We start from the raw sequence: 25,930 nt of genomic DNA, 5'->3' as shown, positions 1-25,930 counted from the left end.
GTCCCGTTCGATGCGCTTGCCGTTGGTCATGTACCGTCTGCTGCGGCCGCTCTCTGCGTCGACTTCAGTGCGGTCTGGGCTGTGACTGGCGCTGAGGTGGAGTACCACCGGGGAGCGGTCTGACGGGACGTCGTTGCCGCGCGCCTGGGCGAGTAGTCAGAAACGCCTGGAGGACAATCGTGTCCGCGACTCAGACGGCCCAGCTCATGGACGGCACCGGCCTTGCCACATGCATCGTCGAAGAGGCTGCTGCCAAGGCCGCGGAGATTTCACAGCGCACGGGCGCTGCACCCTGTCTGGCGACGGTGCTGGTGGGAGAGGATCCCGCGTCGGTTACGTATGTCCGTATGAAGCGTGCGCGGTGCGCGAAGGCAGGTATCCAGTCTCGGCACATCGGTCTGCCTGCCGCCACCACGACCGCTGAGCTGATCGACATTCTTGCCGGCCTGTCCGGCGACCCGGAGGTACACGGCGTCCTGCTCCAGCATCCTTGCGGCCCGCACATCGACGAGCGCGCGGCGTTCGAGGCCATCGCCCCGGAGAAGGATGTCGACGGGGTCACGATGCGTTCCTTCGCCACGATGAGCTTTGGCCTGCCGGGCTTCGTGTCCTGCACGCCGGGCGGGATCATGCGCCTGCTGGAGGCATACGACGTCGACCTCACCGGCAAGCAGGCCGTCGTGGTGGGCCGCAGCGCGATCCTCGGCAAACCGGTGGGGATGCTCCTGCTCGCCAAGGACGCAACGGTGACGTACTGCCACTCGCGAACGGCGGACTTGTCGAGGATCGTCCAGGAAGCGGACGTCGTGGTAGCGGCCGCGGGACGACCCCGACTGATCCGAGGTGAGGACATCAAGCCCGGCGCGGTGGTGATCGATGCCGGATACAACCCGGGCAACGTCGGCGACGTGGACTTTGACACCGCCCGCACCCGCGCCCGTCTGATCACTCCGGTGCCCGGCGGCGTCGGGCCGATGACCATCGCCGTCCTGCTCGCACAGACCGTGAACGCCGCCGCGAACCAGCTCGGAATCCAGCACCACTGATCTCGGCGCCGCCGACAATTCCGTGGCAAGCACCCAGTGAGACATCGGCCTGGTGAAGGTCATTTCGACTCTTTCGGACGGCGGAGTGCGGGGATGCCGAGGCCGACACGTGGTCGCTGAGCTGGACGTCGCGTCTCGTCACGCTTGGAACGGTTGCCGGCTGAGACTCCGACGCGAACGGACTGCCCCTCCTCGTCCGCCAAGGCGGGCGTCGTGGTGCTCACCAAGGTGTTCGCCGGAGAGCTGGCGGCCCGAGGCGTGACCGTCGACGCCGTCGCACCGGCCGCCGTCCATACGCCCGCGGTGGATGACCTGGGTGCGGCGGCGGTGTCGGACGCGGCCCGGAGCATCCCCGTAGGGCGCCTGGGCCGGCCGACGGAGGTCGCCGGCCTCGTGGCCTACCTCGTCAGTGAAGAGGGCGGCTACGTCACGGGCGCCACCTTCGACATCAACGGCGGTTCCCACATGCGCTGAAGCAGCGAGCGGATCTCACGGGTGGATCACACCGGTCGCTAGTCGGACGTGGAGTCTGTGCGCGGGATCCGGCCGGACAGCAGGAGGTCGACTATCTGCTCCGCCAGGTTGCGGGGAGGAGGGCTTCCCGTCACCAGCTGCCGGTAGAAGACAGGGCCGGCGAGCACGTCCATGAAGAGTTCGATGTCGACATCCGCGGGGATGTCGCCTCGCGCGATGCCGCGGTGAATGACTCGCGTGCAGTTGGCTCTGCGCTCGTGGAGGAAGACCGCTCGGAACGCCTCCAGGGTTCCGGGTTCGCGCGCCAGGTCGTTGAGCAGGCCGGGAAGCGCGCTGCCCGCCGCGGTGGAGGTGTAGTTGGCGATCGTGACGTTGAGCCAGCTCACCAGGTCCTCCCGGGTGTCGCCGGTGTCGGGGATGGGCCCGGTGGACAAAGAGGCCCCGAGCGCCCAGCCGACCAGGTGCCCTTTGGACGCCCACCAGCGGTACAGCGTGGCCTTGTGGACGCCTGCGCGCGCCGCGACGCCCTCCATCGTCAGGTCTCGGTAGCCGCGCTCGCCGAGCTGTTCCAGGGTCGCGGCCAGGATGGACTCCCTGCGCCGCGGGCCCGTGTCCGCCTTTGGCGACTTTTCGTGCATCTGAATCCCCGCGCGCTCTGGCATGGCGGCCATTATGCATGGCAGCATTTGCGACGCGACGTCGCGTCGCACTACGACTGCTGGGGCCGCCAAGGGAGTCGCTCGGAGACTCGTACAGGTCAGCTGCTTGGGCGTGCGCTTGAGGCGGTGTGGTCCGTATGGCTCCCCCGGTATCCGATACGGGAACAGGCATGGAGGAATGTCCGAATTGCTGCGCGAGGGCTTTCCCACCACGAGTGCTCGCGGACTGCTCGCGGCATGCCTCCTCGGGGGAACCGCCGGGTGGTCGTTGACGGCCGCCGGAGCGGAAGCGCCTGCGATCGCCGAGGCGTACGGCCTGAGCTTGCCCGAAGTCGGCTTCCTCACCTCGGCGTTCAGCCTCACGTATGCGGCGGCCCAGGTGCCGGCCGGCCTGGTGGTCGACCGGCTCGGCATGCGCAGGACCGGGTTGTGGGGGCTGGCGACCGTCGCGCTCGCGTACGCCGTCGCGAGCGCCGCCCCGCTGGGGGCGCTGGCCGCTGCGTGCCGTGCGATCGCCGGTATCGGTGCCGCGCTGTGCTATGTCTCCGGAGCCGAGGTCGCCCGCAGCAGCGGCAGTGGCGCAACGGGACAGGGAGTGTTCGGCGGCGCTGCCGCGGCTGCCGGCGGAGCCGCGCTGCTGGGCGTTCCGCTCGGCGCGCACACACTGGGGTGGCGTTCGACCTGGGTGACGTCCGCGGCGCTTGCGGTCCTGGCCGTCGCGGCACTGCTCGCCGACACCGCCTCTCGTGAGCCGGCCGGGAAGCGCGTACAGCGAGTTGTCCCAGGGCCTCGGCGGTCCGTGCTGCGGGATACGGAGTTGTACCGGCTCGCGGCGGTGCACGCCGTCACTTTCGGGGCCTCGGTGGTGCTGAGCAACTGGGCGGCGCTGGTCCTCCACAGGACGTGGGGGATGTCGAGTGCCTTCGCGACCGGCACTGCTTCCCTGATCCTGCTGACGACGATCGTGAGCCGCCCGCTGGGCGGAATCCTGGCTCGCGCGTGGCCGGAGCGCGTGCGGCCGTGGACCGCCGGCTCGCTGCTGGTGGGCGGCCTGTGCGTGCTCGCCCTGGCGCACGCGGGTCCCGTCGCCCTCGCCCCGCTCCTCTGCATCACGCTGGGCATCGCGTCAGGGCTGCCGTTCGCGGGCGTCTTCACCTCCGCCCAGCAGCGACGCCCCGACCGTCCTGCGGGAGCGATCGGACTGATCAACGCGCACGCCAACCTGGTCATCGTGGTCGGCACCCCGCTCGTCGGGGCCGCGGTGGCCGGCGGGCGGACAGGCGTCGCCATCGTCGCGGTCGCGGCCCTGTGGGTGATCCCGCTGCTCTGCCTGCCAGGCTCCACCTCCAGCCGAAGCCGATGTAGCGAGGCGGCGCGTGCCGAGGGCACTTCCGTCACCGAGTGAGCCACCGGTGCCCATCGCCGGGGACAACCCGCGTACATGATCCGAACACGAGAAAGGGGAGGGATACGTGCGCGTCAACCACGAGCGCCTGCACCAGCGGATGGCCGAGGAGCGACTCGACGCCGTCGTGAGCACCACAGCCGAGAACCTGACGTACCTCACCGGCATCGACAGCGTGCACCTGGGCATGTTCCCGCACTCGGGACGCGCCTTCGCCGTGCTGTCCCAGGACACCCGAGCCGGCGCCGTGTTCGTGTGCGGGCGCTGCGAGGTGGACCAGTTCCTCGACGCCGACGAGCCGATTCGCGAGGCCGTCGCCTACGGGCCGTTCTTCCGCGAGGTGCCGGAGGAAGCCGCCCTGGGCCCGCAGGACGAACTGCTGCGCGAGGTCAGCTGGGACACCCGCTTCGACACGGCGCTGTCCGCACTCGCCCACGCGATCCGCAGTACGTGCCCGGGCGGTGGACGGGTCGGCGTCGACGAGGAGGGCGTACCGGCCGACTTCTTGGAAGCCTTGGCGAAGGAGCTGTCCGGCTGGCAGATTGTCCCGGCAGCCCAACACCTGCGCTGGGTGCGGCAGGTGAAGACCCCTCAGGAACTCGAACGCATTGCTGCTGCCGCGGCAGTGGCGGAGAACGCCATCCGCGCCACGGTCGCGATCACGGAACAGGGCGTCACCGAGCGTGAGCTGGTGCGGGAGTTCAACCGGTCGGTGGCGGCGCAGGGCGGCGTGCCGAAGTTCACCCTCATCCGCATCGGCGCGAATGCTGTTGCGGGCCAGCGCCGCCCGACCGGGACACCGCTGCAGCGGGGGCAGGCGATCTGGTTCGACGTGGGCGCGGTGGTCGGCGGCTACTGGTGCGACATCGCCCGCGTGTGCACCCTCGGCGAGCCGGACACGCGACTGGCGCGGCTCTACGACGCCGTGCTCGCGGGGGAGCAGCAGGCCCTGGACGCCGCACGCCCCGGGATGAGCGGACACCAGCTGTTCGACCTCACCGTGGACAGCGTCCGTGCCGCCGGCATCCCGCACTACCGCCGCAACCACGTCGGCCATGGCATCGGCGTCGAGGTCTACGACCCGGTCCTGATCCGCCCCGGCAGCACCGGCGAACTGGAGCCCGGGACGGTCGTGAACATCGAGACGCCGTACTACGAGTTCGGCTTCGGCTGCGTGCACGTCGAGGACCCGTTCGTCGTCGGCAGCGACGGCAACCGGCTGCTCACCACCCTGCCACGGGACTTGATCGTCCTGCCCTGAAGCGTGACCGCACACCGCCACCGGAACGACCCGATCCAGGAGGCAACGTGATCTACGAGAACGTGCTCGAGACCCTCGGCGACACCCCGATCGTCCGCTTGCGCAAGCTCCTGCCCGAACCACAGGACCGGATATGCGTCAAGCTGGAAGGCACGAACCCCTCAGGAAGCATCAAGGACCGGGCCGCCTTACACATGGTGGAGGAGGCCGAACGGCACGGACGCCTCACCCCGGGCAGCACTCTCGTCGAGTCCACATCCGGGAACCTCGGCAAGTCCCTGGCGCTGATCGGCGCGGTCAAGGGCTACCGGGTGATCCTGGTCGTCGACCCGAAGACACCGCAGTCCGTACTCTCCTACGCCACCAGCTTCGGCGCGGAGCTGGACATGGTCGACCGCCCCGACGGCAACGGCAGCTACCAGGTCGCCCGGATCCGCCGTGTCGAGGAGTTGCTGGCCCAGAACCCCGAAGCGCGCAGCCTCGACCAGTACAACAACCCGGACAACCCCCAGGCGCACGCGCTGCACACCGCCCCCGAGATCGCCAAGGACTTCGACGACCTGGCCGCCCTGGTCGGCACGGTCTCGACCGGCGGACACCTCAGCGGTCTCAGCAGCGCCCTCAGAGAGCACTTCCCGTCCCTGCACGTGCGCGCGGTCGACGCCGTCGGGTCGGCGACGTTCGGCCACCCCTTCGCGCCGTACATGATGCGCGGGATCGGCCTGAGCTGGCGGCCGGGCAACCTGCGTACCGACCTGATCGACTCCCTGCACCGGGTCGCCGACACCGAGGCGCTGTCGACGTGCCGGGTCCTGGCGAGGGAAGAGGGCCTGCTGCTCGGCGAATCGGGCGGAGCCGCGGTCTTCGCCGCTCTCGCCTACGCGACTGCCCACCCGGGCCGCCCTGTCCTCGCCATCGCCCCCGACACAGGCGCCAACTACCTGTACGAGTCCTACGACGACGCGTGGCTGGCCGAACACGGCGTCCCCGTCGACGTGCTGTGGCACACCAGCCACGACCTGCTGCGGCACGCCCGGACACCGCTGTATCCGCCGGCCGCGCAGCCGTCCGACCCGCAGGGTACCGAGCGGATGATCGAGGGGGCACGGGCATGACCGTACGCACCGGAACCCAGTACCTGCGGGGCCTGCACGACGGGCGAGAGGTCTGGCTCGGCGGACGCCGCGTGGACGATGTGCTGGACGAGCCGGTCCTCGCCGGCGCCGCCCTCACCGTCGCCCGCCTCTATGACCTGCAGCACGACCCCGAGCTGCGCCACCAGTTGGTCCGCGAGGACGACGATGGCGTCTACCCCGTCTCCCTCGCGGCACCCCGCAACGCGCAGGAGCTGCGAGCGCGCGGTCAGGCGTATCGCACCACCGCCTCCGCGACCTTCGGGCTGCTCGGCCGCTCGCCGGACTTCGTCAACACCGCCGTGACCGCCTTCTCCTCCGCGCAGGAGTTCTTCTCCCGCACCGATCCCCGGTTCGGCCGCAACGTCCGTGCCTTCCACGCCCGTTGCCGCGAAAGCGACCCCTTCCTGTCGCACGCCGCGATCAACCCACCGCTCAACCGCGCCCGCGCCTCCAACGACCAGGACGACCCCTTCGTCCACCTGCGCATCGTGCGGGAGACCAGCGAGGGACTGGTGGTGCGCGGCGCCAAACTGATCGGCACCCTCGTCCCGGTGGCCGACGAGATCGTGGTGTTCCCCCTGCCCAAGTACGCCAAGGGCGACGAGGCCTACACCGTGGCGTTCTCCGTCCCCGTGGCCACGCCCGGCCTGCGGATCGTCTGCCGCGAACCGTTCGTGGCGGACCCGACCCGGCTGATCAGCACGCCGCTGGCCCCCTACGAGGAGATCGACGCGACGTGCATCTTCGACGACGTCGTCGTCCCCTGGGACCGGGTCTTCTTCCACGGCGATGTGGACGCCGCCAACCGCCTCTACGACGTGACCACGGCACGCCACCACACCGGCCAGCACGGGATCGTGCGCGGAGCGGCCAAGGCCGAACTGCTCGCCGGCATCGCGGTGGCCCTCGCGGAGATGTCCGGCACCAACGCATTCCTGCACGTCCAGGAGATGCTCGGCGAGGTCCTCGGCTTCCTGGAACTGGCCAAGGCCGGCATCCTCGCGGCCGAGGCCGACGCTCGCACGTCCGAGTGGGGGACACTCACCCCCGCGATCGCACCCGTCATGGCGCTGCGCTACCACTTCCCCAAGATGACCGCCCGCATGATCGAGGTCATCCAGATACTCGGGGGCGGCAGCTTGCTGAGCACGCCCGCCGAGGAGGACCTCCGCAGTGACCTGTGGCCGGCCATCGAGCGGTTCTACCGCGGAGCCGACGGTGTCTCCGCCGAGCACCGCGTCCGCCTCCTCAAGCTCGCCTGGGACGCCACCGGCAGCGCCTTCGGCCAGCGCCAGATGCAGTACGAGCGCTACCACTCCGGCGACCCCGTGCGTCTCGCGGCGGCCCAGTACTTCGGCTACGACACCACCTCGCTGCTCGACACGGTCAACCGGGCGCTGCGACCCGCCCCGGCAGCCGCACAACTCCAGCAGGAGGCCCGCACATGAAGGCCTTCACCCCCAGGCGGCTCCTGGTCCTGGCCGGGGCCGCCGCGCGCCCGTCCCGCACCCTCACCGTGGCCGAAAGTGTGAGCCGGCACATCGCTGCCACCGGAAGCCGTCCCATCCTGCGCGACCTCGCCGACCAGTCCCTCCCGCCGCTGCACACCGGCGACCAGCCGCCCGACGCCCTGGCGGACCTGCGGCACCAGGCCGCGAAGGCCGACGCCCTGGTCTGGGTGACTCCGTGCTACCACGGCAGCTATTCCGGACTGCTGAAGACCGCCCTGGACCACCTGTGCGAACCGGACCTGAAGGGCAAACCCGTGGGGCTGGTCGCCGTCGGTGCCTCGCTCACCGCGGTCCAGGCCTGCGACCACCTGCGGTCCGTCGCCCGCGCCCTCGGGTGCATCGCCGTCCCCACCCACGCTGTGGTCACGCCTCCTGCCATCGGCACTCCTGATGACACCCCGGGGACCGACGCCGCCCGGATCACCCGCATGATCAGCGAAATCCATGTCCTGGCCGACGCGACCTGGCAACTGCGCCGCGATCCCACTCCGGTCTTCGCGTCCTCCGGAGCGGGCCCATGACCCGTCCACGGCACCAGGGGCCGGCGCGGGAAGACGGAACCGTGCTGCTGCGCACCGACTTCGACCACTACACCAGCATCGAGGTGGCTGCCCCGCGCATCGCCCGGCTGATCCAGCCGGGCCAGTTCGTCTCCGTGCCCGCCCCGCCCGGGTTCGGTCCCCCCGGCCGGTGGATGCTCTCCCCGGCAGCGGTGCGACGCGACAGCGGCGACGCCTCCGGGCTACGCCTGGTCGCCCGGCGCAGCGACAACGGCCCTGGGGCGCTCGGGCAGCTGCACTCCGGTGACCTCCTCGCCTTGATCGGCCCGCTGGGTTCCCCCTTCCAACTGCCCGCGGTGGCAGGTATCACCAGCATCATCGGGGTCGATCACGGTGCCGCCGCGGCCCTGTTCGTCGCGGACTCCCTGCGCGAAGCCGGCGGACCGCATCAGACACACCTGTTCGTCCCCGCGCCCGTCGACAAACACGCCGCTGTCTGGTGGGATCCGGTTCCGCGGGCCGCAGTGAGCGTCGAGGCCACACCCGAACCGCAGCGCTGGACCACCCGCGTCGCACGGCTGGCCGCCCGGGCCGGCCAGGTCGTGATCATCGCTCCAACACCGCTTGCCCGCACGGCATATGAGGTCTGCCGTGCCCGGCAGGTCCCCTGCTGGGTGCTCCTGGAACCCTTCATGGCCTGCGGGATCGGCCTGTGCCTGACCTGCGCGGTCCCCGTGGCACCCGGGAACACCTACGCACGTGGCTGCGTCGACGGCCCCGTCTTCCCGGGCGACCAGATCGCCTGGCAACACCTCAGCCCTGCCGGGAGGCCGACATGACCCTCCACCCGGATGACGTCGACCTCACCACCGATCTCGCAGGGCTCCGCCTGTCCACGCCTCTCGTGCTGGCCTCCGGCACCGCCATGTACGGGCGTGAGATCAGCACCTTCCTCAACCTCGCCGAGACGGGAGCGATCGCCACCAAATCCGTTCTGGCACGCCCCTGGCCCGGCCTGCCGCCCGCCCGGGCCGCAACCACCCCCGCGGGGATGCTCAACAGCATCGGACTCCAAGGCGAGGGCATCCGCACCCTCCTGGACGAGCACCTACCCTGGCTCGCCAAGCAGGGGGCCACCACCCTCGTCTCCATCGCCGGCCACAGCATCGACGAGTACGCCACCTGCGCCAAGGCCATCGCCGAGCACCACCAACCCGTCGACACACTGGAAATCAACATCTCCTGCCCCAACGTCGAGGACCAGGACCGCGTCTTCGCCCGCAACCCCGACGCCGCCGCCCGCGTGGTCGCCGCCGTCCGGACCGTGCTGCCGCACACCCGCATCACCGCCAAACTCAGCCCCGACGTCGCCGACATCACCGAGATCGCCCGGGCGTGCGTCGACGCGGGCGCCGACGCGCTCAGCCTCATCAACACCCTCCTGGGCGCGGCCATCCACCCCCGCACGCTGCGCCCCACCCTGTCCCACACCTTCGGCGGCCTCTCCGGCCCCGCGATCAAACCCGTCGCCGTCCGCTGCATCTGGCAGGTCCACCAGGCCCTGCCGCACATCCCGGTCCTCGGAGGCGGCGGCGTCCGCCGCGGTCAGGACGCCCTCGACCTCACCGCCGCAGGCGCGTCCGCCGTCTCCATCGGCACCGTCAACTTCGAGGAACCCGACGCCGCCGTACGCATCACCGCCGAACTGCGCACCCTTCTCGCCTCCCACGGTATCGCCCGCTACCGCGACGCCATCGGAGTCGCCCACCGCCCCCTGGAGCCGCGATGACCTCGACCGCACCGCACGACACCACCGAACTCGCCCGGCTCATCCGGGACCGAGCCATCGTCCGCGGACAGGTCACCCTGTCCTCCGGAGCGACCTCCGACCACTACTTCGACCTGCGCCGCGTCAGCCTCCACCCGCGCGGCTTCACCCTCATCGGGCACGCCATCCGGCACGAGGCCCGCGTCTGGCACTACGACGCCGTGGCCGGCCTCGTCCTGGGAGCCGTCCCCGTGGCACTCGCCACCATGGCCGCCGCCAGAGACCTCGGCCAGGAACTCCCCGCCGCCGCCATCCGCAAGGAGGCCAAACAGCACGGGCTCGGCAAGCGCATCGAGGGCACCGACCTCACCGGCAAGCGGGTTCTGCTCGTCGAGGACACCTCCACGACCGGTGCCTCAACACTCGACGCCATCGCCGCCGTTCAGGCCGAGCGCGCCGAAGTAGTCGGCGTCGTGCTCCTCGTGGACCGCGGCGGTGCCGACCCGGTGGCCGCCACCGGCATTCCCGTCCGCAGTGTCTTCACCGCCGCCGACCTCCTGGGGAAGTAGAAAGAGGAGATGCACACCGTGGCCCCCGCACAACCAACCGGACCCTCCACGAACGGCCAACGCCGTACGTGACATCACAGACGCCCCCCGAACTCCTCACCGGCAGAAATGTGAACATGACCGACGACCGCACTCTCACCTCAGTCGGGTGGATCACCCGCGACCAGGACCGTCTTCTCGTCGTACGCACCAAGGGCCGTGACGCGTTCTACCTGCCCGGTGGCAAGATCGAGCCCGGTGAGACCCATGAGCAGGCCCTCGTCCGCGAAGTCCACGAAGAACTGGGCCTGCGGCTCCTCCCCACGACACTCGAACACGTCGTCACCATCGAGGCACCCGCACACGGCCGGCCAGGTATCCACCTGCGGATGCACTGCTTCACGGGCACAGCGCACGGCTCCCCGCACGCCGGCCGGGAGATCGCCGAGCTGGCCTGGATCGGCATCGACGAAGCCGAGCGCTGCGCGCCCGCTGTGCAGCAGGTGCTCGACGCCTTGTCTGGTCTGTGAAGGGGTTCAACTGCCGTCGGACCCATTGCCGGGGAAGCAGGTACGCGTTCATCCGACTCGGTACTGAGCTCCCGGCTCCCGGTGGGCACCGCGGCCCCGGCCCTGCTGGGCACGTGGTGCGCCGCCGGCGCGGTGGCCCGGCGGCTGGGCCGCCTGCCCGGACTGCGGAACGTGGCCCGCTCGCTGAGGCTGACGTCCTGGGCAAGCACCGCGGCCGGTGCGGCGTTCCTATCAGATCGCCGCGCTGCAACTGGCGCCCGTGACGGTGGTCCAGCCGGCCGGGGTGATGGGACTGGCGGTGAGCGTTGCCTGGCGGCTCAGGAGCCACGGTACGTGGACGAAAAGCTGAGTCGCCGCGCTGGGCGGGCTACGCTGTCACCGTTGCCCATCAGGCGTTCCCAGGTCCCCGGCTCGTTCCGGACGTATGCAGAAGGGACAGCACGATGGATCCTGATATCCGGACCAGGGCCGCAATCGAGGAACACTGGCGGGCATCGGAACGTGGGGACACCGAAGCCGAGCACGCCATTTACGCCGCGGACGCTGTCCTCGATTACCCCCAGTCAGGTGAACGATTCCGGGGCCGCGCGACGATTTCGGCCCAACGTGGCGGGCACCCTGCCAGTCGGCACTTCACCGTCCACCGAATCGTCGGTGGCGGAGACCTGTGGGTGAGCGAGTGCGTCATCACGTATGACGGAGTTCCCACCTACTCGGTGAGCATCATGGAATTCGCCCACGGGCACGTGGTGCACGAGACGCAGTACTTCGCGGACGCCTTCGGCGCACCCGAATGGCGGACGGCACTCGCGGAGCCGATGCCGGGCAGAAACATCGCCAGAGCCTGACCGCCCGCGCCCGGCAGGCCGGTATCCCTCATGATCCTTGGCATTCCCAAAGTGCAAGGCCCGCGGCGGCGGAACGCAGTACTGGCCGGGCCGACGTGCTCATGCGTGAGAACGGCCTCTCAGTCCCCGGGTGCTGACGCTTCCCTGACATCGCCCGCGGCCGGACCCGAGGCGCGGAAAGTGCGTCGGTATGCCGACGGGGCGACCCCCGCCTCCACCGCCAGGTGCCGCCGCAGTGAGGTGGCGGTGGCGAAGCCGACCTCGTGGGCGACCCGTTCCACCGGCAGATCGCTGGACTCCAGCAGGTGCCGCGCTCGCCGCAGCCGCTGCTGCGTCAGCCAGCGGCCGGGGCTCAGACCGGTCTCCTCCCGGAAACGCCGGGCGAAGGTGCGGGTGCTCATCGCCGCGTGCGCGGCCAGTTCGTGCAGTGACAGGGGCAGTTCCAGCCGCTGCAGCGCCCAGTCGCGGGTCGGCCCGGTGCCGGTTCCGCTCGTCGGCGGCAGGGGCCGCTCGATGTACTGCGCCTGCCCGCCGTCCCGGTACGGCGGCACGACGCAAAGGCGGGCGACCTGGTTGGCCACCTCGCTGCCGTGGTCCTGGCGCACCAGGTGCAGGCAGACGTCGACACCGCTCGCCGCGCCCGCGGAGGTCAGCACGTCACCGTGGTCGACGAAGAGCACGCCGGCGTCGAGCTCGACCCGGGGGAACAACTCCTGGAAGCGGTCGGTGAGCGCCCAGTGGGTGGTGGCCCGGCGCCCGTCCAGGAGACCGGCGGCGGCCAGCAGGAAGGCGCCGGTGCAGATGGACACCAGACGGGTGCCGGGGCGGACACGGGACAGGGCGGCGAGGGCCCGCGGGTCCGGGGCGGCGGCCGAGGCCGGGGAGATCGCGTACGGAGGGATGACCACGGTGTCCGCCTCGGCCAGCACCTCGGGACCGTGCCCGGGGGTGACGGTCAGGTCCGAGCCGGTACGCACGGGCTGCCCGTCCACGCTCGCGGACAGCACCTCGTAGCGGCCGTCCGCGGATCCCAGAACCCGGTGCGGGATGCCGAGTTCGAAGGGATAGACACCGTCGAGGGCAAGGACGACGACCTTGTGGGCGCCGGGAGCACGGCGGGCGGCAGGGTCGATATGCATGGCAGGAATGTATCGGAGGATGACCTTCTGGCCATCGCCCGGGGCCGGACCGTACGGCCAGGATCGAGGCATGACTTCGACGTACACCCCTGTGAACCCCGATTCCCCGGACCCGACGGCCGCCACGGACTCCCAGGACAGCGCCGCCGAGGACGGCACTCCCGTGATGCTCGCCCTGCACCAGACGGCCCTCGGCGGCCCCGAGGTTCTGCAGCTGACCGAGCTTCCGCGGCCCACGCCCGGCCTCGGGGAGATCCTCGTCGCCGTGCACGCGGCCGGACTCAACCCCACGGACTTCAAGCACCGCGCCCTGAGCATCTTCCTGCCGCCCCCGCCACTGACCCTCGGTTGGGACGTCTCCGGCACCGTGGTGGAGACCGGCCACGGTGTCACCCTCTTCAAGCCCGGTGACGAGGTGTTCGGCATGCTCCCCTACCCGCACGGGGCCGGCTCCCACGCCGAGTACGTGACCGGCCCCACCCGCGCCTTCGCCGCCAAGCCCGCCGGGATCGACCACGTCCAGGCGGCCGCCCTACCGCTGGCCGCGCTCACCGCCTGGCAGGCCCTCGCCGAGACCGCGCGCCTCCGGGCCGGGCAGCGGGTGCTGATCCACGCCGCGGCCGGCGGTGTCGGTCATCTCGCCGTACAGATCGCCAAGGAGCGCGGCGCGCACGTTACCGGGACGGCGAGCTCCCCCAAGCACGACTTCCTGCGCGGGCTCGGCGCGGATGCCTGCATCGACCACCGCTCCGAGGACTTCACCGACACCGACGAGCGCTACGACGTCGTCCTCGACGCCCTTGGCGGGGAGAACGCCACGCGTTCCGTGGGCGTGCTCCGTCCCGGCGGCGTCCTCGTCACCCTGCTGCCGGGCGCCGAAGGCACCCGAGCCGCGGCACAGAAGGCACAGGTTCGCGCCGTCCACCTGGCCGTCGAGCACGACCATGCCGGGATGCGCGCCATCGCCGACCTCGTCGACCGGGGCAGGCTCCGCGCCCACGTCTCCGGCACCTTCCCCCTCGCCGAAGGCGCCCGGGCCCACACCCTGGGGGAGACGGGCCGCACCACGGGCAAGCTGGTCATCACCATGCGCTGAAGCGGGACGGTCCAGGGGGCGTCCCGGGTCCGCAGCACGTTCAGAGCTGTCCGTATCTGTCCCCATGCGGATAGTCACCGCTCTGATCCGCTGCTAGCTTCTGAATGACCGTCACCGCTCAGGCCCTGGGGAACCGGGCCGGTCCGTTCTGCTCAAGGGGGAGCAATCGGATGACGTCCATCCTCATCTTTGCCGGCGGAGCGGTGCTGTTGGTCTTCAGCGCCGAGAAGTTGATCACCTACCTGGTCGGCGCGGCGCGCGGTCTGGCGATCTCGCTGTTCTTGCTGGCCATCCTGTTCACCGGGATCGAGTTCGACGACCTCGCCTTCGGGGTGGTGCTCAATGTGGAGGGACTCGAAGACGTCGCGCTCGGTGTCGTCTTCGGAACCGTCATCTCGATGACGGGTCTGGTGGTCGCGATTGCCGCTCTCGTCGCGCCCTCCCGGGTGGAGATCCCGAAGGACTACATCGCGTTGTTCGCGATCGCCCCACTGATCCTGATCGGGCCCGCACTGCTCGGCGAGCTGGGGACGGTGTCCGCGATCGTTCTCATCCTGCTGTTCGTGCTGTTCGTCGCCTACGTCGCCTACCGCGAGTCCCGTCGTGCGGTGCCGACGTTCCGGAGCGCAGAAGTGCTCGAAGCGGTCGACAGCCCCGAGCTGGTCGGCGTCGCCGCCGGGACGGCCGGGGGCGGAGGCGGTACCGGCGGCAGTGGCGCCGGTGATCTCTACGAGACCGGCGAGGTCGCCGCGGCGAAGTCGAACAAGCGGCCCGGATGGGCGCTGCTCCTGCTGGCGGTCCTGGCGCTGACCGGACTCGTCGCCGGCGCCTGGGCCATGACGGAGGGGACCGGGGGCATCCTCGAGGACTTCGCGGTCAGCGGCACGGTCTTCGGGGCGACGATCGCGACGCTGGTGCTTTCCCTGGAGGACATTTTCCTGACCGCGGAGCCGGCCCGGCGAGGCGCGCCCGCCATCGGTGTCGGCAACGTCATCGGGAGCGTCGTGTTCTCGGTGACCGCGAAGGTGGGCATCATCGCCCTGGCCGGAGGCGCGCTCGTGATCTCCCCGGAGATCTTCACCTGGCACCTGCCGGCCCTCGTGGTGATCAACGGGTTCGCTGCGTACGCGCTTCTCACCGGCCACCTGCGGCGCTGGCACGGTGCGGTGCTGCTGGTGGGCTACGTCGCTTACTGGGCCGTCAGCTTCTCGGTGTTCGGGCTGGTTCCCGTCGACGACGCCCCAGGCTCCGACGACGCCGCGCGGCGTCCGGGCATCGAGGCACCGGCGGTCCCGGGCGCGCCCGCGCCCGACAACGCCGGCATCCCCGCTCCGATCGCCTCTGGCTGAGCGCCGGTCCGCTCCCGCTCGTCCCTGTCACCCAGTTGGCAATGCGTGCGCACACCGCAGTCACTCACGGTGTCGGTAACGTGCTGTTCCGTCGCCGCATCGGTGCGGCACTTCACAGATGCACCGGGTGCCGCTGCCGGCCGTCCCTGGACCGGCCCGCCCGGACGAACCACCTGGAGGTCTCCGAGATGACCAATTCCGTGCAGCTCGACCGCATCCAGAAGCGTTTCGACGGCTGGGACGTGAACGGCGACGGCCGCATCGACCGGTCCGACTGCGACGCCGAGTCCCAGCGCATCCTGCATGCCTTCGGCGAAGTCCCCGCCTCCCCGAGGGGCCGCGCGCTGACCGACGCCTACCGGGGCATGTGGAACTTCTTCGCCGACCACGCCGGGATCGACCAGGAGAACGGCCGGCTGACCCGGGAGCAGTTCAACGACATCTGCCGGCAGCACGTCCTGAAGAACGGCGGCGCGGGCTTCAGCAAGGTCGTCAAGCCGGCGATCAAGGCCATGATCCAGCTGGCGGACGCGGACGACGACGGCGGGATCAGCCAGGCCGAGTTCAAGACCTGGCTGGACGCCATGAGGGTCGAGAACATCGACCCGGCCGACGCGTTCCGCCAGATCCACGCCAACGGCGACGAGCAGCTCTCCGTCGACGAGGACGACCAGCTCTCCGTCGACGACCTGGTCCGGGCCGTCCGCGCCTACCACATGGGCGAGATCGACGTGCCGCTGCTCGGCCGCTGAGCTGACAAGAAGGCCTTCGAAGCGCGCGAAGGTGTTCGTGGAACGGTCACGGTGACCGTTCCACGAACGGAGGTGCCAGTCACCGTGGTGATCTCGGCCGGCGGTTCATGGGGTCTGCTCGTCCCGGGTGAAGAAGTTGAGCAGGTCCTCGAGCGTGGGGTTGACAGGGGTCTCGGCCTCGGCTTCGCCGACCGCGGCACTGCGAGGGAACATCACTTGCTCGTACGCGGCCAGCGCCGCCTCGACGTCGCCGGGGTGTGCCGCGAGGGCCTCGCCGAGTTCAGCGCCGTCCAGCATGGCCAGGTTGGCGCCTTCGCCGTTCGGGGGGATGAGGTGGGCGGCGTCGCCGACCAGGGTCACCCCCGGCACCCGATCCCACCGGTGTCCGACCGGCAGCGTGTAGTGGGGGCGCAGGACCGGTGTGGTGTCGCTGTCGGTGATCAGGGCGGTGAGTTCTGGCGCCCAGCCGGCGAACTCCTGCGCGATCAGCGCGGCAGTCGCGGCGGCATCGGCGAAGTCGACACCGGCGAACCAGTCCAGCGGCTTGGACAGCACCACGTAGGCGTGGAGAGTCCCGTCCTTCTCCCGGTGCGCTCCGATCTGCCGCTTACCCGGATCGACCGCGAACAGTGACCCGCCACCGACCGCCTTCGCGGCAGCCGGGTGCCGCGTGTCGGCGTCGAACAGATAGGTCTCGACGAACGACGTGCCGGTGTACTCGGGGGTGGCGGTGGAGAGCAGCGGCCGGATGCGTGACCACGCGCCGTCCGCGCCGACGAGCAGGCTCGTGACGGCGGTGCCGCCGTCGGTGAAAGTCACCTCGTGGCGGCCCTCGTCGAGGCCACGGGCACCGCTGACCTTGTGGCCCCACCGGACGGTGCCGGCCGGGAGCGAGTCCAGCAGGATCTGCCGGAGTTCGCCGCGCTGGACCTCGGGGCGTCCTCCCGTGCCGTCGTCGGCTTGGTCAAGCATGACAGTCCCGTTCCGGTCGAGGATCCGCATCGCCTGGCGGCCCTCCAGGATGATGCCGCGGAACTCGTCCATCAGGCGGGCGGCCTGCACGGCCAGTTGGCCGTTGTAGTCGTGGATGTCGAGCATTCCGCCCTGCGAACGATCCGTCAGTGAGGCCTCCGCCTCGTAGACCGTGGCCGGGATGCCGTGGACGTGCAGGACACGGGCGAGCGTCAGTCCGCCGAGTCCCGCGCCGACGATCGTGATGTCAGTGGTCATGGTGATCCTTGCCTGTCGCACGCCTGCCGGATCGGCATCCGGCAGGATCTCCAGAAAGGCTCCGTCCCCCCGCCGACAAGCCGCCGACATCGCCCCGACCGCCCCGACATAGCACCGACACACGTCGCTCCGCTGGCGACCGGGTGGATGGCGTGATGTCCCACACCGGTGTGAGTGTCGCGGCCGACCTGATGCTGGTGCAGAACCATCATGTGAAGTCGACACATATCGACGCACTGGCGCACTGGTCCAGCGACGATGAGGTCTACCCGGGCCGTCCGAGGGACCAGGTCGTGACGGCCGGAGGTGTCACCTTCGCCTCGACGGCGGCCTTCGCGGCCGGGATCGTGACGCGGGGGGTCCTGCTCGATCTGGCTGTCGAGGAACCCCTCCCGTCCGGGTACGCGGTGACATCGCGCGATCTGGAGGAAGCCGAGAAACGGCAGGGCGTCGAGGTACGGTCCGGCGACGCGCTGGCGATCCGGCTCGGCCGGCCCGCCACTCCGGTCCACGGCACGCCGACACCGGGAATCAGCCTCGACGCGGTGCGCTGGATGCATCATCGGGAGGTCTCTGTCCACACGGGTGACAGGGGCGACGCCTTCCCGCCGCTGGACCCGGACGGGCCGTCCCCGTTGCACGGCGTCGCGCTCGGCCGGATGGCGATGCCGCTGATCGACGCCTCACAGCTCGACGACCTCGCGGCGCTGTGCGCGGAGTTGGAGCGCTACAGCTTCCTGCTCATCGTCGCCCCGCCCCGCGTGCACGGGATGACCGGCAGCCCGGTCAACCTCATCGCGGTCTTCTGACGGCGCGAACCGACTGACCGCCGGTCATCGGCCGTCCGAGGCCCGGCCCGGTGCCGACCACGCCGTCAGCCGGCGGTCGTCGTGGTCGCCTCGGACCCCGGGACGGGCTGGGCGGACGTGGGGCCGGAACCGGAGTCGGCCTGGGCCGGTTGGGCCAGGGAGCCGGCGACGAGGAGGACGCCCAGGACGAGCAGCAGCGGCACGCACATGGCCGCCCGGTAGGAGACGGCCGCCCCCACCGCCCCGACCAGGGGCGGGCCGATCAGGAAACCCACGTAGTTGAAGAGGTTGACGCGGGCCACGGCGATGTCCACCGTACCCGGCAGCCGCTGCGCACCGACCACGAAGAGCTGGGGCAGGATCACGGACAACCCCGCGCCGAGGACGGCGAAACCGAGGGCACCGGTCAGGGGTTCCGGGGCGGCGGCGACGACGGCGAACCCCACGGCGGAGAGCAGGACTCCCGCCCGCACCACGGCCACCGCTCCCCACCGCTGCACCCAGCCGTCCCCGAGACCACGGCCCACCAGGGTGGCCGCCATGTAGAGGGCGTACGGCACGGTCGCCATCGCCTCCGAGCTGTGCAGGGTGTCCTCAAGGAACTTGGCGCTCCAGTTGGTGGCGGTGGAGTCGGCGATGACGGCCACGGTCATGATCAGGCAGATCGGCAGCAGCGGCTTCCAGGGGACTCCACGCGGGCGAGCGGCCGGTGAGGAGGAGGGCTGCGCGGCCGGCTCGGCTGCGGCACGACTGTCGGTCACCGTGCGCGGCTGCTTCGTCAGGCGCGGGCCGACCGACATCGCGAACGGCAGCAGCAGGGCGACGGAACCGACGAAGAGGGCGAGCAGGGACAGGTGCCAGTGGGCTCCGGCCCAGGCGAGCAGGGCGCCGAGGATGCCGCCGAGGCTGGCGGCACCGTGGAAGCCCAGCATGATGCTGCGACCGTAGCCGCGCTGGATCCCGACGCCCGTCATGTTCAGGCTCGCCTCCATGGCGCCCACCAGCAGCCCGAAGACGCCGAGGCAGGTTACGAGCTGCCAGACGGCCTCGCCCGCCCCGACTCCGACCAGACACAGACAGATCAGGGGCTGGAGCACACGTACCACCGCCGGCGCGGGAACCCGGCGCACCACCCGCGAGACGGTGACGCTGCCGACACCGGCCAGGAGCGGCACGGCGGCGAGAAACAGCGGGAGCGCGGCGTCGCTGAGGCCGTACCGATCCTGGATCGCCGGGATGCGGGTGACCAGCAGAGCGAAGACCGAGCCGTGGACGAGAAAGACCAGGAGCAGCGCGGAGCGGGCCCGTCGCAGCCGTACCGGGATCTCCATGGCGCCTCCTTCGGTGTTCGCCGCCACTCACCCGAGGCAGCGCTGGGCGTGACCATAGGGAGCGACGCTGAAGCGCGGCTTGAGCGGCAGGCAGGACCATGAGGGCATCGACCCCGAGAGCAGGGGCCCGGAACCCGTGCTGGGCGGCCCGAACCTCACACAACTGTTACGTTCAGCGTGGGACCACGGACGTGAAACCGGACAGGGGGCCACCCGAGAGGAACGGGAGAGCGGCTGTGACCATAGCGCCGATCGACTACCGGGCACTGTTCGTCGCCACCCCCAGCCCCTACCTGGTACTGGGCCCGGATCTTGTGATCCTCGACGCCAATGCGGCCTACTGCCGGGCGACCGGCCGCTCACGGGACGAACTGATCGGGCAGTACCTCTTCGATGCGTTCCCCGAGAACCCGGCCGACCCCGAAGCCGACGGAGTGCGGAACCTCAGTGCCTCGCTGCACTGGGTCCTGCGCTCGCAGCAGCAGGACACGATGGCGGCCGTGCAGAAGTACGACATCCCCATTCCCGGCCGCCCCGGGGTGTTCGAGGAACGCTGGTGGTCCACGATCAACGTCCCCGTGCTCGGGCCGGACGGACAGGTGGCCTGGATCATCCACCGGGTGGAAGACGTCACCGAGTTCGTGCTCACCCACGCCACCCGCGCGCAGCCGGGCCGGGCGATCGGCGAGCGCGAAGCGATGGAGGCCGAACTGTATGCGCGGGCGCGGGAGCTCCAGTTGGTGAACGAGCAGTTGCGGCAGGCCCACGCTCGGGAACGCAAGGTCGCCGTCACCCTCCAGGAAGCGATGATGCAGTCCCCGGACCTCGGTCAGCACCCGAACATCGCGGTGCGCTACCTGCCCGCGGCCCAGGGACTCAACGTGTGCGGCGACTGGTACGACATCGTGGACCTGCCCGATGACGGCTTCTCCGTCGCGGTGGGCGACGTGGTCGGCCACGGTCTGGAGGCGGCCGCCGCGATGGGCATGCTGCGCAGCGCGCTGTCCGCCGCCGTCCGGGCTCTGCACGATCCGGCCAGGGCGATGGAGGTACTGGACCTGTATGCCTGCTCGGTCGAAGGAGCCCTGGCCACCACAGTGGTCAAGGCCGTCATCGACGCCCGTCGCCGGCGCATCACCTACAGCAGCGCCGGGCACCTGCCGCCCGTCCTGGTACACGCCGACGGTACTTTCGTCCTGCTCGACCAGGCCACCGATCCGCCCCTGGGAGCACGCCCGCGCCATGTGCCGCGTCCGCAGGCCGCCGTGCCCTACACAGCAGGCGACACCCTCGTCCTCTACACCGACGGGCTCGTCGAACGCCGCGAGGAGGACATCGACGCCGGCCTCGACCGGCTCACCTACACCCTCGCCGACAACCCCCGGCTCGGCCCGGATCATTTGGCCGACGTCCTGCTGTCCCGCCTCGGCGTGAGCAGCGGCGGACGTGACGACATCGCCTTGATCGTCGCCCGCCTGTAGGGTCTCCCGAACGCCGGTCCGCCCGCCGTCACTGCCATCTCCTGGCGACAGGGCGTAGCCGCGTGGGTCGGGTGAGCGCCTCGGCCGTGGTGGCCCGGATGGGCAGATCGCTGTCGCGCAGGCGACGTCCGCCGCGGGCGTTGTCCACCGCGACGAGCTCGGCGAGGATCGACAGGGCGCTCTCGGCGAGCGACGCTCCGCCGAGGTCGAGGCCCGCCGGGCCGGTCAGCCGGTCAAGTCCGGGCGCGTCGGCCAGGCGCCGCAGGCGTTGCGCGTGGGTGGCCCGGCTGCCGAGCGCGGCGACGTACCCGGCGGGGCCTGCCAGAGCGGCGCGCAGCGCGCGGTCGTCGATGCGCGGGTCATGGCTGAGCGAGACGACCGCGTCGCGTACTCCGAGCGGATGGCGGGCGATCCAGTGGTCGGGCCAGGCACGGACGACGTCGGCAGTGCCGGTGAAGGCCCCGGAGGCGACATGCCTGGGGCGTGGGTCGAGGACGACGACCTTGCGGTGCACGGTCCCGGCCAGGGTGGCCAGGACTGCGGCGAGATCTGTCGCGCCGGCCAGCAGCAGCCGCGGCCGACCGGTCAGTTCCTCGGTGAACGCGGGTCCCATGTCGGGCAGTTGGTCGGCCGTGGCGGCAGTCGACCAGTGGTGGGGCGGCCTCAGCCCGACCCGCACGGTGAGCGGCCGGTCCTCGGCCAAGGCCGTGGTGATGGCGGAGTGCACCGGCTCGGGCGGCGCGGGCGTGATGAGGACGCGCAGTTCGCCGGCGCAGCCGGGAGTGTCCTCCCAGGGCAGGAGATGGTCCCCGGGCGATACCGCCGTCACCTGCGGCGCGGCCCCTGCCAGGACGGCGCGGGTCGCGTCGAGGACGATGCCCTCGACGCAACCGCCCGACAGCGAGCCGCGCCACGTACCGTCCTCGGCGACGGCCATGGTGGCGCCGAGCGGTCGTGATCCGGGACCGTCACGGTCCACCAGCCGGGCCAGCGCGACGGGCCGGCCCGCCCGACGGTGGGCGTCGACGAAGGTCCATACCTCGCGCAACACGTGTACCTCTTGTTCGGGTTCCGGGCCGGGGCGGCGACGGCAGTGGTCCACGAGCCCTTCCTCGTGGACGGCTCACGGCAGGGGCCGTTCCTCGACCAGGTGGTCCGGGCGGATGGGCAGGGTCCGCCGGCGGTGGCCGGTGGCGTGCCAGACGGCGTTCGCGATCGCGGCGGCGGTGCCGACCGTGCCGATTTCACCGACACCCTTGATGCCTGACGGGTCGCCGGGCTCATAGTCGGGTACGAAATCAGCCTCGATGTCGGGTACGTCGGCGTGTGCGGCGATGTGGTAGCCGGCGAAGTCCGTGTTGAGGTGGCGGCCGGTGGCCGGATCACGGACGCCTTCCTCGTGCAGGGCCATCGACAGCCCCATGATCATGCCTCCGACGAGCTGACTGCGTGCCAGCAGCGGGTTGATCACGCGGCCCACGGCGAACATCCCCAGGAGGCGCCGCACCCGGACCTCGCCGGTCGCAGGATCGACGGTCGCTTCGCAGAACACGGCACTGTAGGAGTGCCGTTCCATGAGGGGCAGCTCACCGAGCGACTCGGTGGTGTCGAACGAGACGGTCAGCGGCAGCGTGGCGCCGCCCGGTCGGGAGCGCAGCTTCGCCGCTGCTTCGGTGATCGCCCAGGACCATGAGGTCGTCCCCCGGGATCCGCCGGCGCCCCACGCGGGACCGAGGTCGCTGTCCGCGATCAGCAGCCGTATCCGTTCGGGAGGTACGCGCAGTGCCTCGGCGGCCACCGCGGTCAGCGCGGTGCGTGCGCCCGTGCCGATGTCGCTGGCGCCGATGGCCACGGTGAAGGCTCCGTCGGTCTCGGCGGTGATCGAGGCCGTCGAGGGCAGTGCCCCGGCGCCGAAGGACGTGGCCGCCATCCCGGTGCCGACGAGCAGATGTCCCTCTCTCCCTGTCCGCGGCCGGTGGTCGCGGGTGGCCCAGCCGAACCGGCGAGCACCTTCCCTCAGACATGCGGTGAGGTTGCGGCGGCTGAACGGCAGGCCGGACACGGGTCCCGCGGAGGGCTCGTTGCGCAGCCGAAGCTCAAGGGGATCCATGTGCAGGCGCTCCGCCACCTCGTCCATGGCGGATTCAAGCGCGAAGGAACCGGGTGTCGCGCCGGGGCCGCGCACCGAGTACGGCGGCAGGATGTCGACCGGGACAGCGCTGCGCCGGGTACGGATGGCCCGTGCCGCGTAGAGCGTGTTGGTGAGCTCGGTGCAGTTCTCCAGGTAGTCCGCGAGCTTGGACACCTCGAAGGCCGCTGTGTGGTCGATGGCGCGCAGTCGGCCGTCGGCATCGGACCCGATCCGCACCCGCTGGTCGGTCGTGGGCCGCATCGAGACCGTCTGGAACACCTGGCTCCGGGTCAGGGTGACACGCACGGGGCGGTCGAACATCGCCGTGGCCATCACCGCCAGGACCAACTGGGGGCCGCACCCCCCTGATTTGGATCCGAAGCCGCCACCGACGTGCGGAGAGCGGACGCGCACCTGCTTCGGGTCGAGGCGGAACAGTGCGGCCACCGTCATGGCGACCAGGAAGGGCCCCTGGTTGGAGTCGACGATCTGCAGGCGCCCGTCCTCCCACCAGGCGGTCGCGGAGTGCGGCTCCATGGCGGCGCCGTGTGTCTCGGGGGTGACATAACGTGCGTCGACGACCACCGCGCTCGCGGCCAGCTCCGTGTCCACGTCCCCGACGGTGGCGTCCGCTCCGATGAACGACGTCGCCGGCCGGGCGGCCGGGTGGTCGAGTGAGAAGTCGACGTCGCACGGTTCCTCGTCATACGTCACCCGCAGCGCCCTGGCCGCCGACCGGGCCTGCTCCGCGGTCTCGGCCACCACCAGCGCGACCGGTCGGCCGGAGTGGGGGATCTCATCGGTCTGCAGCAGGTGCATGCCACCGTCGGGCCCGAAGAACGATCCGGCCTCCAGGTCGAGCCGGGGGGCGTTGCGGTGGTCGATGACGCCCAGCACGCCGGGCATGGTCAGTGCCGCGGAGGTGTCGAGGTCGCGGATGCGACCGCGGGTCACCGTGGAGGTCACCGCCCAGCCGTGGGCCAGGTCGCCCATCGGCTCGTCCGAGGAGTAGCGCACCGCGCCGGTGACCTTGGCCGTTCCCTCTATCCGGGGTCGCGCCATGCCGACGGCTCCCAGCAGCGGCTCCGGCGTGCCGGCCGACGGGGCGGAGGTCCTGGTGGGGTGCGGCGTGGGTGTCCGGTCGCCGGTCGGAGCCGGGGATGGGCTGGTCGAGGAGGCGTTCATACGTTGATCTCCTTGAGGACGTGTGACGGGACCGGCGCCGGCCGGCTGCACGCCGCCGGTGCGCCCGTCACTCGGCCCGGTGGGCGAGCTCGGTCAGGACGGCCACGATGAGGTTGCGGGCCAGCGTGACCTTGTACGCGTTGTCGCGCAGCGGCCGCGCGGCGGACAGTTCCGCATCCGCGGCGTCACCGAACCGGTCGGCCGTGGCGGGGGCGTCCCGCAGGGCGGACTCGGCGACGAGCGCGCGCCAGGGCCGTGAAGCGAGGCCGCCGAGCGCGATCCGGACGCCTCGGACGACGCCCTCCTCGACGTCCAGCGCCGCTGCGACGGACACGTTGGCGAAGGCGTAGGACGCGCGCTCGCGGACCTTGCGGTAGCGCGCTCGCGGGCCTGCCGCGGCGGCCGGCAGGGTGACCGCGGTGATCAGGGCGCCCGGGGGCAGCACGGTCTCCCGCTGGGGACTTTCGCCGACCGGCAGATAGAAACCGGACAGCGGGATCTCGTGGCTCCCGTCCGGGGTCTCGTAGTGCACGACCGCGTCATACGCGGCCAGGGCCACGGTCATGTCCGAGGGATGGGTGGCCACACAGTGGTCGGACCAGCCCAGGATCGCATGGTTGTGATGCTCGCCGGTGATTGCCGAACAGCCGCTGCCCGGGCTGCGCTTGTTGCACGGCTGCGAGGGATCCGCGAAGTAGCCGCACCGGGTCCGCTGCAGCAGGTTGCCGCCCACCGTGGCCATGTTGCGCAGCTGCCCCGACGCGCCCGCCAGGACGGCCTGGCTGAGCGCCGGGTACCGGCGGCGCACCTCGGGATGGGCCGCCAGGTCGCTGTTGGTCGTGGTCGCGCCGATGACGAGTCCGCGGTCGGGGGCCTCACGGATCCCGTCCAGCGGCAGCCGGCGCACGTCCACCAGCCGGGTGGGTGTCTCGATGCCGTCCTTCATCAGGTCGACGAGATTGGTACCACCGCCGAGGAACCGGGCGCCGTCGTCGGCGGCGACCAAGGCGAGAGCCTCCCGGACCTGACTGGGCCGTAGATAGCCGAACTCCTTCATCCCGTCACCTCCGCCCGGGCGGCCGTCTCCAGCACGGCGCGCACGATCGACGGGTACGCGCCGCAGCGGCACAGATTGCCGCTCAGGCGTTCACGCACCTCCACGGCGTCCAACTCCGGTGCCGGTCGCTCGGGTGAGACGTCGGTGGTGACGGCGCTGGGCCAGCCCGCCGCGTGCTCGGCCAGCATCGCGACCGCGGAACAGAGCTGGCCGGGTGTGCAGTAGCCGCACTGGAAACCGTCGAGCTGTACGAACGCCTGCTGCAGCGGGTGCAGTTCACCGTCGGGTGCGAGGCCCTCGACCGTGGTGACGTCCGAGCCGTCGGCGGCGACCGCCAACGTCAGGCAGGACACCACACGCCGGTCGTCCAGCAGTACCGTGCAGGCGCCGCACTGCCCGCGGTCGCAGCCCTTTTTCGGCCCCGTGCGGCCTGTGTCCTCACGGAGTGCGTCGAGCAGTGTCCTGCGGTTGTCGACGTCCAGACGGTGCGTCAGACCGTTGACGCGAAGAAGTATCTCGCTGCGCGTTCCGTCCGTCATACCGCTTGTCCTTCCTCAATGCAGCGAACCTCCGAACAACAAGGTTTCAGCGACTCCGGACATTCAATCAGCACGCCCGGGGGACTGTGCTGCCCAAAAGTGGCGAAGTCTTGCACGATCCTCTCCGCGGCTGCCGCATGCCCCG

At 70.9% G+C, this 25,930-nt stretch carries 25 protein-coding genes and 1 riboswitch; of the genes, 17 read left to right on the top strand and 8 right to left on the bottom strand.

What is annotated here, in order from left to right:
- Positions 1-71 precede the first annotated feature (71 nt).
- A riboswitch (ZMP/ZTP riboswitch) is annotated at positions 72-157 on the top strand.
- 49 nt (positions 158-206) lie between these two features.
- Both CTZ28_RS28645 and CTZ28_RS28640 read left to right on the top strand, forming a co-directional pair.
- Positions 207-1,046 (top strand): bifunctional 5,10-methylenetetrahydrofolate dehydrogenase/5,10-methenyltetrahydrofolate cyclohydrolase, encoded by an 840-nt coding sequence (locus tag CTZ28_RS28645; protein ID WP_121892643.1) that lies wholly within the window; start codon positions 207-209, stop codon positions 1,044-1,046.
- Positions 1,047-1,190: 144 nt separating this feature from the next.
- The gene (locus CTZ28_RS28640; protein ID WP_310887629.1) at positions 1,191-1,520 is read left to right on the top strand and encodes an SDR family oxidoreductase; all 330 of its coding nucleotides are present in this window, start codon (positions 1,191-1,193) and stop codon (positions 1,518-1,520) included.
- A gap of 38 nt (positions 1,521-1,558) precedes the next feature.
- Here CTZ28_RS28640 and CTZ28_RS28635 read toward each other — a convergent pair whose 3' ends face one another.
- Positions 1,559-2,182, bottom strand: coding sequence for a TetR/AcrR family transcriptional regulator (locus tag CTZ28_RS28635; RefSeq protein WP_220795419.1), 624 nt, complete (start codon positions 2,180-2,182; stop codon positions 1,559-1,561).
- Positions 2,183-2,357: 175 nt separating this feature from the next.
- Here CTZ28_RS28635 and CTZ28_RS28630 point away from each other — a divergent pair, with 175 nt between their 5' ends.
- From CTZ28_RS28630 to CTZ28_RS28585, 10 genes are all read left to right on the top strand, one after another.
- Positions 2,358-3,584 carry an MFS transporter gene (locus CTZ28_RS28630; protein ID WP_183154640.1) on the top strand — a complete coding sequence of 409 codons (1,227 nt, stop codon included), beginning with the start codon at positions 2,358-2,360 and terminating at the stop codon, positions 3,582-3,584.
- Positions 3,585-3,651: 67 nt separating this feature from the next.
- Positions 3,652-4,845 carry a M24 family metallopeptidase gene (locus CTZ28_RS28625; protein WP_121892592.1) on the top strand — a complete coding sequence of 398 codons (1,194 nt, stop codon included), beginning with the start codon at positions 3,652-3,654 and terminating at the stop codon, positions 4,843-4,845.
- 47 nt (positions 4,846-4,892) lie between these two features.
- Entirely contained in the window at positions 4,893-5,960 is a 1,068-nt protein-coding gene (locus CTZ28_RS28620; protein ID WP_121892591.1) for a PLP-dependent cysteine synthase family protein, read from the top strand.
- On the top strand, positions 5,957-7,429 hold the full coding sequence (locus CTZ28_RS28615; RefSeq protein ID WP_121892590.1) for a 4-hydroxyphenylacetate 3-hydroxylase family protein: 1,473 nt from the start codon (positions 5,957-5,959) through the stop codon (positions 7,427-7,429). The genes CTZ28_RS28620 and CTZ28_RS28615 overlap by 4 nt, the downstream gene beginning before the upstream one ends.
- On the top strand, positions 7,426-8,013 hold the full coding sequence (locus CTZ28_RS28610) for an NADPH-dependent FMN reductase (RefSeq protein ID WP_121892589.1): 588 nt from the start codon (positions 7,426-7,428) through the stop codon (positions 8,011-8,013). The genes CTZ28_RS28615 and CTZ28_RS28610 overlap by 4 nt, the downstream gene beginning before the upstream one ends.
- A complete protein-coding gene (locus tag CTZ28_RS28605; RefSeq protein ID WP_121892588.1) occupies positions 8,010-8,831 on the top strand; it encodes an iron-sulfur cluster-binding protein in 822 nt (273 codons plus the stop codon). The genes CTZ28_RS28610 and CTZ28_RS28605 overlap by 4 nt, the downstream gene beginning before the upstream one ends.
- The gene (locus tag CTZ28_RS28600) at positions 8,828-9,781 is read left to right on the top strand and encodes a dihydroorotate dehydrogenase (RefSeq protein WP_121892587.1); all 954 of its coding nucleotides are present in this window, start codon (positions 8,828-8,830) and stop codon (positions 9,779-9,781) included. Before CTZ28_RS28605 ends, CTZ28_RS28600 begins: the two co-directional genes overlap by 4 nt.
- Entirely contained in the window at positions 9,778-10,329 is a 552-nt protein-coding gene (gene pyrE, locus CTZ28_RS28595; protein WP_121892586.1) for an orotate phosphoribosyltransferase, read from the top strand. The genes CTZ28_RS28600 and pyrE overlap by 4 nt, the downstream gene beginning before the upstream one ends.
- A gap of 116 nt (positions 10,330-10,445) precedes the next feature.
- Positions 10,446-10,838 (top strand): NUDIX hydrolase, encoded by a 393-nt coding sequence (locus CTZ28_RS28590; RefSeq protein ID WP_121892585.1) that lies wholly within the window; start codon positions 10,446-10,448, stop codon positions 10,836-10,838.
- A 443-nt stretch (positions 10,839-11,281) separates the two neighbouring features.
- Entirely contained in the window at positions 11,282-11,686 is a 405-nt protein-coding gene (locus tag CTZ28_RS28585; RefSeq protein ID WP_121892584.1) for a nuclear transport factor 2 family protein, read from the top strand.
- Positions 11,687-11,805: 119 nt separating this feature from the next.
- On the opposite strand, the gene CTZ28_RS28580 is transcribed toward CTZ28_RS28585, so the two are convergent.
- Positions 11,806-12,825, bottom strand: a complete 1,020-nt coding sequence (locus CTZ28_RS28580) for a GlxA family transcriptional regulator (RefSeq protein ID WP_183154639.1) — start codon at positions 12,823-12,825, stop codon at positions 11,806-11,808.
- 70 nt (positions 12,826-12,895) lie between these two features.
- Between CTZ28_RS28580 and CTZ28_RS28575 the strand changes: the two genes are divergently transcribed.
- From CTZ28_RS28575 to CTZ28_RS28565, 3 genes are all read left to right on the top strand, one after another.
- Positions 12,896-13,921 (top strand): NADP-dependent oxidoreductase, encoded by a 1,026-nt coding sequence (locus CTZ28_RS28575; RefSeq protein WP_121892582.1) that lies wholly within the window; start codon positions 12,896-12,898, stop codon positions 13,919-13,921.
- A gap of 170 nt (positions 13,922-14,091) precedes the next feature.
- Complete coding sequence (locus tag CTZ28_RS28570) at positions 14,092-15,270, top strand: sodium:calcium antiporter (protein ID WP_121892581.1); 1,179 nt, start codon at positions 14,092-14,094, stop codon at positions 15,268-15,270.
- A 188-nt stretch (positions 15,271-15,458) separates the two neighbouring features.
- Positions 15,459-16,022 (top strand): EF-hand domain-containing protein, encoded by a 564-nt coding sequence (locus CTZ28_RS28565; RefSeq protein ID WP_121892642.1) that lies wholly within the window; start codon positions 15,459-15,461, stop codon positions 16,020-16,022.
- Positions 16,023-16,127: 105 nt separating this feature from the next.
- Here CTZ28_RS28565 and CTZ28_RS28560 read toward each other — a convergent pair whose 3' ends face one another.
- A complete protein-coding gene (locus CTZ28_RS28560) occupies positions 16,128-17,252 on the bottom strand; it encodes an FAD-dependent oxidoreductase (protein WP_121892580.1) in 1,125 nt (374 codons plus the stop codon).
- A 155-nt stretch (positions 17,253-17,407) separates the two neighbouring features.
- On the opposite strand from CTZ28_RS28560, the gene CTZ28_RS28555 reads away from it, so the two are divergent.
- Entirely contained in the window at positions 17,408-18,061 is a 654-nt protein-coding gene (locus CTZ28_RS28555; protein WP_121892579.1) for a cyclase family protein, read from the top strand.
- A 65-nt stretch (positions 18,062-18,126) separates the two neighbouring features.
- Here the strand turns inward: CTZ28_RS28555 and CTZ28_RS28550 are convergent, their stop codons facing one another.
- The gene (locus CTZ28_RS28550; protein WP_121892578.1) at positions 18,127-19,392 is read right to left on the bottom strand and encodes an MFS transporter; all 1,266 of its coding nucleotides are present in this window, start codon (positions 19,390-19,392) and stop codon (positions 18,127-18,129) included.
- A 236-nt stretch (positions 19,393-19,628) separates the two neighbouring features.
- Between CTZ28_RS28550 and CTZ28_RS28545 the strand changes: the two genes are divergently transcribed.
- Positions 19,629-20,873 carry a SpoIIE family protein phosphatase gene (locus CTZ28_RS28545; RefSeq protein ID WP_259471846.1) on the top strand — a complete coding sequence of 415 codons (1,245 nt, stop codon included), beginning with the start codon at positions 19,629-19,631 and terminating at the stop codon, positions 20,871-20,873.
- Between the two features lie 28 nt (positions 20,874-20,901).
- Here CTZ28_RS28545 and CTZ28_RS47265 read toward each other — a convergent pair whose 3' ends face one another.
- The 4 genes from CTZ28_RS47265 to CTZ28_RS28525 form a co-directional block, all read right to left on the bottom strand.
- A complete protein-coding gene (locus tag CTZ28_RS47265) occupies positions 20,902-21,924 on the bottom strand; it encodes an XdhC family protein (RefSeq protein WP_183154638.1) in 1,023 nt (340 codons plus the stop codon).
- A gap of 72 nt (positions 21,925-21,996) precedes the next feature.
- Positions 21,997-24,066, bottom strand: coding sequence for a xanthine dehydrogenase family protein molybdopterin-binding subunit (locus CTZ28_RS28535; RefSeq protein WP_398656933.1), 2,070 nt, complete (start codon positions 24,064-24,066; stop codon positions 21,997-21,999).
- 190 nt (positions 24,067-24,256) lie between these two features.
- The gene (locus CTZ28_RS28530; protein ID WP_121892575.1) at positions 24,257-25,246 is read right to left on the bottom strand and encodes an FAD binding domain-containing protein; all 990 of its coding nucleotides are present in this window, start codon (positions 25,244-25,246) and stop codon (positions 24,257-24,259) included.
- A complete protein-coding gene (locus tag CTZ28_RS28525; RefSeq protein WP_121892574.1) occupies positions 25,243-25,785 on the bottom strand; it encodes a (2Fe-2S)-binding protein in 543 nt (180 codons plus the stop codon). Before CTZ28_RS28525 ends, CTZ28_RS28530 begins: the two co-directional genes overlap by 4 nt.
- Between the last annotated feature and the right edge of the window lie 145 nt (positions 25,786-25,930).

The organism is Streptomyces shenzhenensis (assembly GCF_003688995.1).
GTDB lineage: Bacteria > Actinomycetota > Actinomycetes > Streptomycetales > Streptomycetaceae > Streptomyces > Streptomyces shenzhenensis_A.
This window is presented reverse-complemented; position numbering and strand designations above follow the sequence as displayed.

Bases quoted from the DNA above. Each gene is read 5' to 3' on its own strand.
- CTZ28_RS28645 (WP_121892643.1), top strand. From the start codon at position 207: ATGGACGGCACCGGCCTTGCCACATGCATCGTCGAAGAGGCTGCTGCC.
- CTZ28_RS28635 (WP_220795419.1), bottom strand. From the start codon at position 2,182: ATGCCAGAGCGCGCGGGGATTCAGATGCACGAAAAGTCGCCAAAGGCG.
- CTZ28_RS28630 (WP_183154640.1), top strand. From the start codon at position 2,358: ATGTCCGAATTGCTGCGCGAGGGCTTTCCCACCACGAGTGCTCGCGGA.
- CTZ28_RS28615 (WP_121892590.1), top strand. From the start codon at position 5,957: ATGACCGTACGCACCGGAACCCAGTACCTGCGGGGCCTGCACGACGGG.
- CTZ28_RS28610 (WP_121892589.1), top strand. From the start codon at position 7,426: ATGAAGGCCTTCACCCCCAGGCGGCTCCTGGTCCTGGCCGGGGCCGCC.
- CTZ28_RS28605 (WP_121892588.1), top strand. From the start codon at position 8,010: ATGACCCGTCCACGGCACCAGGGGCCGGCGCGGGAAGACGGAACCGTG.
- CTZ28_RS28600 (WP_121892587.1), top strand. From the start codon at position 8,828: ATGACCCTCCACCCGGATGACGTCGACCTCACCACCGATCTCGCAGGG.
- pyrE (WP_121892586.1), top strand. From the start codon at position 9,778: ATGACCTCGACCGCACCGCACGACACCACCGAACTCGCCCGGCTCATC.
- CTZ28_RS28590 (WP_121892585.1), top strand. From the start codon at position 10,446: ATGACCGACGACCGCACTCTCACCTCAGTCGGGTGGATCACCCGCGAC.
- CTZ28_RS28585 (WP_121892584.1), top strand. From the start codon at position 11,282: ATGGATCCTGATATCCGGACCAGGGCCGCAATCGAGGAACACTGGCGG.
- CTZ28_RS28580 (WP_183154639.1), bottom strand. From the start codon at position 12,825: ATGCATATCGACCCTGCCGCCCGCCGTGCTCCCGGCGCCCACAAGGTC.
- CTZ28_RS28575 (WP_121892582.1), top strand. From the start codon at position 12,896: ATGACTTCGACGTACACCCCTGTGAACCCCGATTCCCCGGACCCGACG.
- CTZ28_RS28570 (WP_121892581.1), top strand. From the start codon at position 14,092: ATGACGTCCATCCTCATCTTTGCCGGCGGAGCGGTGCTGTTGGTCTTC.
- CTZ28_RS28565 (WP_121892642.1), top strand. From the start codon at position 15,459: ATGACCAATTCCGTGCAGCTCGACCGCATCCAGAAGCGTTTCGACGGC.
- CTZ28_RS28560 (WP_121892580.1), bottom strand. From the start codon at position 17,252: ATGACCACTGACATCACGATCGTCGGCGCGGGACTCGGCGGACTGACG.
- CTZ28_RS28555 (WP_121892579.1), top strand. From the start codon at position 17,408: ATGTCCCACACCGGTGTGAGTGTCGCGGCCGACCTGATGCTGGTGCAG.
- CTZ28_RS28550 (WP_121892578.1), bottom strand. From the start codon at position 19,392: ATGGAGATCCCGGTACGGCTGCGACGGGCCCGCTCCGCGCTGCTCCTG.
- CTZ28_RS28535 (WP_398656933.1), bottom strand. From the start codon at position 24,066: ATGGCGCGACCCCGGATAGAGGGAACGGCCAAGGTCACCGGCGCGGTG.
- CTZ28_RS28530 (WP_121892575.1), bottom strand. From the start codon at position 25,246: ATGAAGGAGTTCGGCTATCTACGGCCCAGTCAGGTCCGGGAGGCTCTC.
- CTZ28_RS28525 (WP_121892574.1), bottom strand. From the start codon at position 25,785: ATGACGGACGGAACGCGCAGCGAGATACTTCTTCGCGTCAACGGTCTG.